The organism is Melaminivora alkalimesophila, from assembly GCF_000282995.1.
In the GTDB taxonomy this organism is placed as follows: Bacteria; Pseudomonadota; Gammaproteobacteria; order Burkholderiales; family Burkholderiaceae_C; genus Melaminivora; species Melaminivora alkalimesophila.
In genome coordinates this window covers 1-6,801 of sequence record NZ_ALEE01000101.1, presented here as the reverse complement: position 1 = coordinate 6,801, position 6,801 = coordinate 1, and the positions used below count along the sequence as shown (strand labels likewise).

Sequence of the window (6,801 nt, the reverse complement as noted above, 5' to 3'; positions counted from 1 at the left end):
GGCGGGCCACCTGCGGAGCGCCTGCGCCAGCGCGCCAAGGCCTACCGCGCCGCCAACTTCTATCTGAAAAAGACGGGCGGGACGCGCCACGGCCGGCCCTTCCTGGCCGAGGGCGTGCGGGCGCAGTCGCTGGCCTGCCAGGCCTGGCTGCGCGGCGCGCTGGCCCAGCCCTTCGACGGCCCGACGGTGGTGGTCACGCACTTCGCGCCGAGCCTGCGCAGCGCCGATCCGCGCTACGGCCTGGTGCCGGGCACGGCGGGCTTTTGCAACGCGCTGGACGGGCTGCTGCCGGCTGCCGACCTGTGGCTGCACGGCCACCTGCACGCCCCCAGCGATTACGTGGCCAGCGGCACGCGCGCGGACGGCTCGGCCTGGCGCTGCCGCGTGGTCGCCAACCCCCTGGGCTACCGCGGCAGGGGCGAGCAGTGGACCTTCCGGCCCCACTGCCTGCTCACCGTATGATCAGCGGATACGCGCAGCGCGGCCGCGCTGACCGAGACACGACAACCGGAGGAACCCCATGAACATCCTGCTCGCCGTGGACGGCAGTCCCTACACCAAGAAGATGCTGGCCTATCTTGCGGCGCACAAGGAGATGCTGGGCACCGACCACACCTACACCGCCCTGACGGTGCAGCCGCAGCTCCCCCCGCGCGCGCGCGCCGCGCTCGGCAAGGACGTGGTGGAGCGCTACTACCAGGAAGAAGGCGAGAAGGTGCTGGCGGCCGTGACCAAGTTCCTGTCGCGCCACGGGGTGGACGCCAAGGTCATGATCAAGGTGGGCGGCGCCGGCGACACCATCGCCAAGGTGGCGCAGTCGGGCAAGTTCGACATGGTCATCATGGGCACGCACGGCCACAGCGCGCTGGGCAAGCTGGTCATGGGCTCGGTCAGCACGCAGGTGCTGGCCAAGTGCGACGTGCCGGTGCTGCTGATCCGCTGAACACCGCCGGCCGGTGCGCCTTCAGGCCTCGGCCGGCTGCGCGAGCGTGCGCGCGGCGGCGCTGCACAGCGCCTCCGCCAGCGCGTCCAGCACCTCGGACTCCAGGTTCCAGGAGTGCCAGTACAGCTGCACCGCCACGCTCGAGCCGGGCGCCAGGTCCACCAGCCGGCCGTCCTCGAGCAGCGGCCGCGCCAGCAGCTCCGGCACCACCCCCACGCCCCAGCCGGCGGCGGCGGCGTGCACCTGCCCCTCCGAGCTGGGCACGAACATGCGGGTGACAGCGGCGCGCCTGAGACCGAAGGTGCGCATGATGAACTCGGTCTGCATGTCGTCCTTGCGGTTGAACGACAGGAAGGGCACATCGCGAAAACTGTGGGCCGTCAGGCCCTGCGGCAGGTGCCGGCGCACGAAGGAGGGAGCGGCCACCGCCACGTAGTGCATGGCCCCCAGCGGCAGCATCCGGCAGCCGCGCAGCGCCGTCCGGAGCGTGGTCACGCAGCCCAGCACCTGGCCGGAGCGCAGCCATTCCTGCGTGAAGTCCTGGTCGTCGGCGATGATCTCCAGCGGCAGCCGGTCGCGCGCCAGGTCGCCCAGCGCATCCAGCGCCCAGGTGGCGATGCTGTCGGCGTTGATGGCGATGGCGATGCGCTCCTCCTCGCGCGCGCCGCCGCGCGTGCTGGGCGCCAGCTCCTGCAGGTCGCGCTCCAGGTCCGCGCGCAGCAGCCGCAGCTGGCGCGTGTGCTTGAGCAGCAGCTGCCCGGCCGTGGTCGGCCGCAGCGGGCGGCTGCGCACCACCAGCACCGAGCCGACCTGCGCCTCCAGCGCGCGCAGGCGCTGCGAGACGGCCGACTGCGTGATGTGCAGGCGCCGCGCGGCGCGCTCGAAGCCCCCCTCCTCGACGATGGCGGCCAGGCATTCCAGGGCGGCGGGATCAAAGGTCGACATGGCGGTGCACGCTATTAGCTCGGCTGATGAATTTCGACAAAGTTTAATCAGGCTTTTGATTGCGCGCGCCTTGTACCACACTTGTGGCCATGCACACCATCGTTCTTGGCGCCGGCATCATCGGCATCTCCACCGCGTGGCACCTGCGCGAGCGCGGGCACGAGGTGACCGTGGTCGACCGCCAGCCGGGCGCGGCGCTGGAGACCAGCTACGCCAACGCGGCGCAGATCTCGGTCAGCTACTGCGAGCCCTGGGCCAACCGCGATGCTCCCTGGAAGGCGCTCAAGTGGATGTTCGACAAGGAGGCGCCGCTGCTGCTGCGCCCACAGCTCGACTGGCGCCAGTGGAGCTGGTGCCTGAAGTTCCTGGCGCAGTGCAACGATGCGGCCTTCGCGCGCAACGTGCGGCAGATCGTCGCCCTGGGCGCGTACAGCCACGCGGCCCACAAGGAGTTGCTGCAGGCCACCGGCATCGAGTGCCACCGCCTCGAGCGCGGCATCGCGCATTTCTACACCGACCAGAAATCCTTCGAGGAAGCCGGCCAGGCGGTGGAGCTGATGCGCCAGTACGGCGTGCAGCGGCGCCTGGTGAGCCGCGAGGAGCTGCTGGCCATCGAGCCCGCCTTCACCCCCTACGCAGCCCACATCACCGGCGGCACCTTCACCAGCACCGACGAGAGCGCCGACGCGCGCACCTTCACCCAGGAGCTGGCGCGTCTGAGCGCCGAGCGCGGCGTGCGCTTCCTGTATGGCCACGACGTCCTTCGCCTGGAGCGCGAGGGCGGCGCCATCCGTGCGGTGACCGTCCGCGCGCGCGACCCGCAGGGCGGCACGCCGCCCGAGCAGCGCCTGCAGGGCGACGCCGTGGTGGTGGCCTGCGGCAGCTGGAGCGCCCCGCTGCTGCGCGGCGCCGGCGTCGATCTCCCGATCTACCCCGGCAAGGGCTACAGCGCCACCTTCCCGATCCTGCGGCCCGAGGCCGCGCCCATGGTCTCGGCCATCGACGACGGCAAGAAGATCGCCATGAGCCGGCTGGGCAACGTGTTGCGCGTGGCCGGCACCATCGAGCTGGGTGGCTACGACCTCTCGCTCGACAGCCCGGTGGCGCGCGCGCGCTGCCACATGCTGTCGCGCCGCATCGAAGAAATCATGCCCGGGGTGTGCGACACGCGCACGCCCGAGCAGGGGGGCAATCCGCAGTACTGGTGCGGCCTGCGCCCCGCCACGCCGACGAACATCCCCTTCATCGGCCAGACCCCTGTGCGCGGTCTGTGGGTCAACGCGGGCCACGGCACGCTCGGCTGGACGCACGGCGCCGGCTCGGGCAAGGCCCTGGCGGCGCTGATCAGCGGCGAGCGCCCGGCAATGGACTTCCGCTTCCTCGGCGATGCCGAAGGCCGCACCGCGGCCGGAGGGCTGCGCCTGGCGTGACCGGATACCTCGGCAGGAGGTTTTTGAGGGCCGCGCGAGCGGCCCTTTTTTTTGCCTGCCCGATCAGCGCTTGCGCTGCACCATCAGCGTGCGCCTGGCATCTTCCGGGTAGGCGAAGGTGACGGCGCCGCTCTGCACCTTGCCCATGACGAGCATGCTGGGCGTCATCGCGTCCTTCTCCTGCTCGGAGAAGGGCCGCTCGTAGGTCGCCACCACCCCGTAGTACACGCGCGGCAGGTTCTCCAGCGAGCGCTTGACCGCCGGCCCAGTGAACTTGCCGTCGCGAATCCCCAGCAGCGCATACATCAGCAGGTAGGCGGCGTCGTAGCCCTGGGCGGCTGCCACCGGCACGGCCGGGCGGCCCTGGTAGGCGCGCGAGTAGTTGCTCAGGAAGGAGGCGCGGCGCTCGTTGCTCGGCTCGGCGATGAAGGTCTGGGCCATCATCGCCCCCTCGGCCGCGTCCTTGGCGCCCTCCAGGAAGAAGGGAAAGGACAGCGGCCAGCCGCCCACCATCGGCACCTTCCAGCCCAGCTCCTTGCGCCCGAGGCCGATGACGGCGTTCTCCGGCCCCACGGTGTAGCTGAAGATGACCTGCGCACCCGCGTCGCGCGCCGCCGCCAGCTCGGCCGTCAGGTTCTTCGCGCCCAGCGGGAAGTTCACGGTGTACACCGGCGCCAGCTTGTGCGCCGCCAGGGCCGCCTCCACGTCCTTGCGCCCGGCCTGGCCGTAGCCCGTATCGTCGGCGAAGATGGCCACGCGCGTCCAGCCCCGGCGCACGATGTCGGCCACCACGAAGGGCGCCTGGATGCTGTCGGGCGCCGAGGTGCGAAAGATGTAGCTTTGTTCGGGCGGGTAGGCGCGCGTGATGGGCGTGCCGGTGGCGCAGGGCACGATCAGCGGCAGCTGCGCCTTCTGGTAGACCTCCAGGGACGGCATGGCCACCCCGGTGTTGCAAAAGCCCAGTGCCGCGACCACGCCCTCGGCCGCCAGCTCCTCGGAGCGCTTGCGGCCCACGTCGGGCACCGCCTCATCGTCCTTGATGACCAGCTCCACCGGCCGGCCCAGGTAGCCGCCCACCTGGTTGAACTGCTCCACGGCCAGCTGGATGCCCTGCAGCATGGGCTTGCCGAAATCCGACGACGGCCCGGAGAACGGCCCGATCACGCCCACCTTGATGGGCTGGGCCTGGGCCACCGCCGCCAGCGCAGCGACGACCAGGGCCGCAGCCGCTTTCCTCCATGCCGTTGCGCGCATGCCTTCCCCCCTCTTCCCCGTAAGGACCATGGAAAGCGCAAGCTTAAGGGCGCAGCGTGCGCGGGGAATGCGGCAAAACCCACGGTCTCGCCCAGCCGGCCGGGGCGACGCCCGATAATCGGGGGCCTGTGACCCGCCCGACTCCCCTCTCCTCCTCCCCGCCGCCCGCCGCCTTCTCCGCCCGCGAGTTCCGCGACGCCCTGGGCATGTTCGCCACCGGCGTGACCATCGTGACCGCACGCGGTCCGGCAGGCGAGCCGGTGGGCCTGACGGCCAGCTCCTTCAACTCGGTGTCGCTGCACCCGCCGCTGGTGCTGTGGAGCCTGGCGCACCAGACCAGCTCGCACGACCTGTTCGCCGGCAGCACGCACTACGCCATCCACGTGCTGACGGTGGAGCAGCGCGAGCTGGCCGAGCGCTTCGCGCGGCGCGGCGTCGATCGTTTCGCCGGTCTTGCCTGGAGTGCGGGGCTGGGCGGTGCGCCGCTGCTCGAGGGCGCCGCGGCGGTGTTCCAATGCCGCAACCGCAGCCGCTACGTGGAGGGCGACCACACCATCTTCGTCGGCCAGGTGGAGCGCTGCAGCCACCTGGAACACGCCTCGCCGCTGCTCTACCACGGCGGCATGTTCTACACCGAGCACCCGCTGGGGGCGCTGTCGGACGAGGCCGCGCGCCCGCTGCACAAGTAGGCGGCGGCAAACGCGCGGGCGGCGGGCCTCAGCGGCCCGGATCGGGCAGCTCGATCTTGACTTCCAGCACTTCCAGGTTTTCCTGGCGCTCGAAGTGCACCTTCAGGTCGCTGGAGTCGATCTGCACGTACTTGGAGATCACGGCCAGCAGCTCGCGCTGCAGCGCCGGCAGGTAGTCGGGCTGCGCACCGCCGCGGCCGCTCCTCTCGTGCGCGAGGATGATCTGCAGCCGCTCCTTGGCGACGCTGGCGGTCTTTTTCTTCTCGCCCAGAAACAGCGATAACAGGGACATCGTTGGCTACCTCCCCCCGAAGATGCGCTTGAAGAATCCGGGCCGCAGCGCATCCGTGAAACGCATCGGGCGCTCCTCGCCCAGGAAGCGCGCGACCACGTCGGCGTAGGCCTCGGCCACGTCGCTGCCCTTGAGGTGGATCGCCGGCAGGCCCTGGTTGGAGGCCTGCAGCACCGCCTCCGACTCCGGGATCACGCCGATCAGCGGGATGCGCAGGATGTCCTGGATGTCCTCCAGGCTGAGCATCTGCCCGTCCTGCACGCGCAAGGGGTTGTAGCGCGTGATCAGCAGCCGCTCGCGCACGCCCTCGCCGCCGTCGATGGCGCGGCGCGTCTTGCTCGCCAGCATGCCGAGGATGCGGTCGGAGTCGCGCACCGAGGAGACTTCCGGGTTGGTCACGAGGATCGCCTCGTCGGCGAAGTGCATGGCGTAGAGCGCGCCGCTCTCGATGCCCGCGGGCGAGTCGCAGACGATGTACTCGAAGCCCATGTCGGCCAGTTCCTTGAGCACCTTCTCCACCCCTTCCAGCGTGAGCGCCTCCTTGTCGCGCGTCTGGCTGGCGGCCAGGATGAACAGGTTCTCGCACTGCTTGTCCTTGATGAGGGCCTGGTGCAGGTTGGCCTCGCCCTGGATGACGTTGATGAAGTCATAGACCACGCGGCGCTCGCAGCCCATGATCAGGTCCAGGTTGCGCAAGCCCACATCGAAGTCGATGACGGCGGTCTTGTGGCCCGCCAGGGCCAGCCCCGAGGCAAAGGCAGCGCTGGTGGTGGTCTTGCCCACGCCCCCCTTGCCGGAGGTCACGACGACGATCTTGGCCATGTGTGCGTTTTCCTTGTGCGTTGCTCTGCGTTGTGGTGATGATGGGGATGATCGTGGAAGGCGCCGTGCGGCAGGTCCGTCACAGCGGCTCGATCAGGATGCGCTCGCCCTCCAGGCGCACCTGGGCGGGCCGGCCGCGCACCTCGTCCGGCAGCTCGGTCTCGGTGGTGCGGTACATGCCGGCGATGGAGACCAGCTGCGGCTCCAGGCAGGTGCTGAAGATGCGCGCGCTGGTGTCGCCGCGCGCGCCGGCGATCGCCCGCCCGCGCAGTGGCGCATAGACATGGATGTTGCCGTCGGCAATGACCTCGGCGCCGAAGCTGACCATGGAGAGCACCACCAGGTCCGCCCCGCGGGCATAGACCTGCTGGCCCGAGCGCAGCGGCCGGTCGACGACCACCGTGCCCGGCCCCGGGACGGGGACCG

General features: G+C 70.5%; 8 protein-coding genes and 1 pseudogene. 4 read left to right on the top strand and 5 right to left on the bottom strand.

All coding sequences use genetic code 11. From position 1 onward, the window contains the following. Positions 1–462 (top strand): annotated as a pseudogene (locus A612_RS01405) (metallophosphoesterase); the annotation flags it as partial. Between the two features lie 58 nt (positions 463–520). Beyond that, positions 521–943 carry a universal stress protein gene (locus A612_RS01400; RefSeq protein WP_019372828.1) on the top strand — a complete coding sequence of 141 codons (423 nt, stop codon included), beginning with the start codon at positions 521–523 and terminating at the stop codon, positions 941–943. Between the two features lie 21 nt (positions 944–964). Here the strand turns inward: A612_RS01400 and A612_RS01395 are convergent, their stop codons facing one another. Beyond that, positions 965–1,888, bottom strand: a complete 924-nt coding sequence (locus A612_RS01395; protein WP_019372827.1) for a LysR family transcriptional regulator ArgP — start codon at positions 1,886–1,888, stop codon at positions 965–967. Between the two features lie 89 nt (positions 1,889–1,977). Between A612_RS01395 and A612_RS01390 the strand changes: the two genes are divergently transcribed. Continuing rightward, positions 1,978–3,318, top strand: a complete 1,341-nt coding sequence (locus tag A612_RS01390; protein ID WP_019372826.1) for a D-amino acid dehydrogenase — start codon at positions 1,978–1,980, stop codon at positions 3,316–3,318. 63 nt (positions 3,319–3,381) lie between these two features. On the opposite strand, the gene A612_RS01385 is transcribed toward A612_RS01390, so the two are convergent. Then, complete coding sequence (locus A612_RS01385) at positions 3,382–4,572, bottom strand: ABC transporter substrate-binding protein (RefSeq protein ID WP_019372825.1); 1,191 nt, start codon at positions 4,570–4,572, stop codon at positions 3,382–3,384. 128 nt (positions 4,573–4,700) lie between these two features. Here A612_RS01385 and A612_RS01380 point away from each other — a divergent pair, with 128 nt between their 5' ends. Continuing rightward, positions 4,701–5,261: a flavin reductase family protein gene (locus A612_RS01380; protein WP_019372824.1), complete on the top strand. Its 561-nt coding sequence runs from the start codon at positions 4,701–4,703 to the stop codon at positions 5,259–5,261. 28 nt (positions 5,262–5,289) lie between these two features. Here A612_RS01380 and minE read toward each other — a convergent pair whose 3' ends face one another. The 3 genes from minE to minC form a co-directional block, all read right to left on the bottom strand. Beyond that, positions 5,290–5,553, bottom strand: a complete 264-nt coding sequence (minE, locus tag A612_RS01375) for a cell division topological specificity factor MinE (RefSeq protein ID WP_019372823.1) — start codon at positions 5,551–5,553, stop codon at positions 5,290–5,292. 6 nt (positions 5,554–5,559) lie between these two features. Continuing rightward, positions 5,560–6,375, bottom strand: a complete 816-nt coding sequence (gene minD, locus A612_RS01370) for a septum site-determining protein MinD (RefSeq protein WP_019372822.1) — start codon at positions 6,373–6,375, stop codon at positions 5,560–5,562. A 79-nt stretch (positions 6,376–6,454) separates the two neighbouring features. Further along, on the bottom strand, positions 6,455–6,801 hold a 347-nt coding region (minC, locus tag A612_RS01365), incomplete at its 5' end, for a septum site-determining protein MinC (RefSeq protein ID WP_019372821.1).

Excerpts from the sequence above, each read along its gene's own strand:
- A612_RS01400 (WP_019372828.1), top strand. The coding sequence starts at position 521 with ATGAACATCCTGCTCGCCGTGGACGGCAGTCCCTACACCAAGAAGATG.
- A612_RS01395 (WP_019372827.1), bottom strand. The coding sequence starts at position 1,888 with ATGTCGACCTTTGATCCCGCCGCCCTGGAATGCCTGGCCGCCATCGTC.
- A612_RS01390 (WP_019372826.1), top strand. The coding sequence starts at position 1,978 with ATGCACACCATCGTTCTTGGCGCCGGCATCATCGGCATCTCCACCGCG.
- A612_RS01385 (WP_019372825.1), bottom strand. The coding sequence starts at position 4,572 with ATGCGCGCAACGGCATGGAGGAAAGCGGCTGCGGCCCTGGTCGTCGCT.
- minE (WP_019372823.1), bottom strand. The coding sequence starts at position 5,553 with ATGTCCCTGTTATCGCTGTTTCTGGGCGAGAAGAAAAAGACCGCCAGC.
- minD (WP_019372822.1), bottom strand. The coding sequence starts at position 6,375 with ATGGCCAAGATCGTCGTCGTGACCTCCGGCAAGGGGGGCGTGGGCAAG.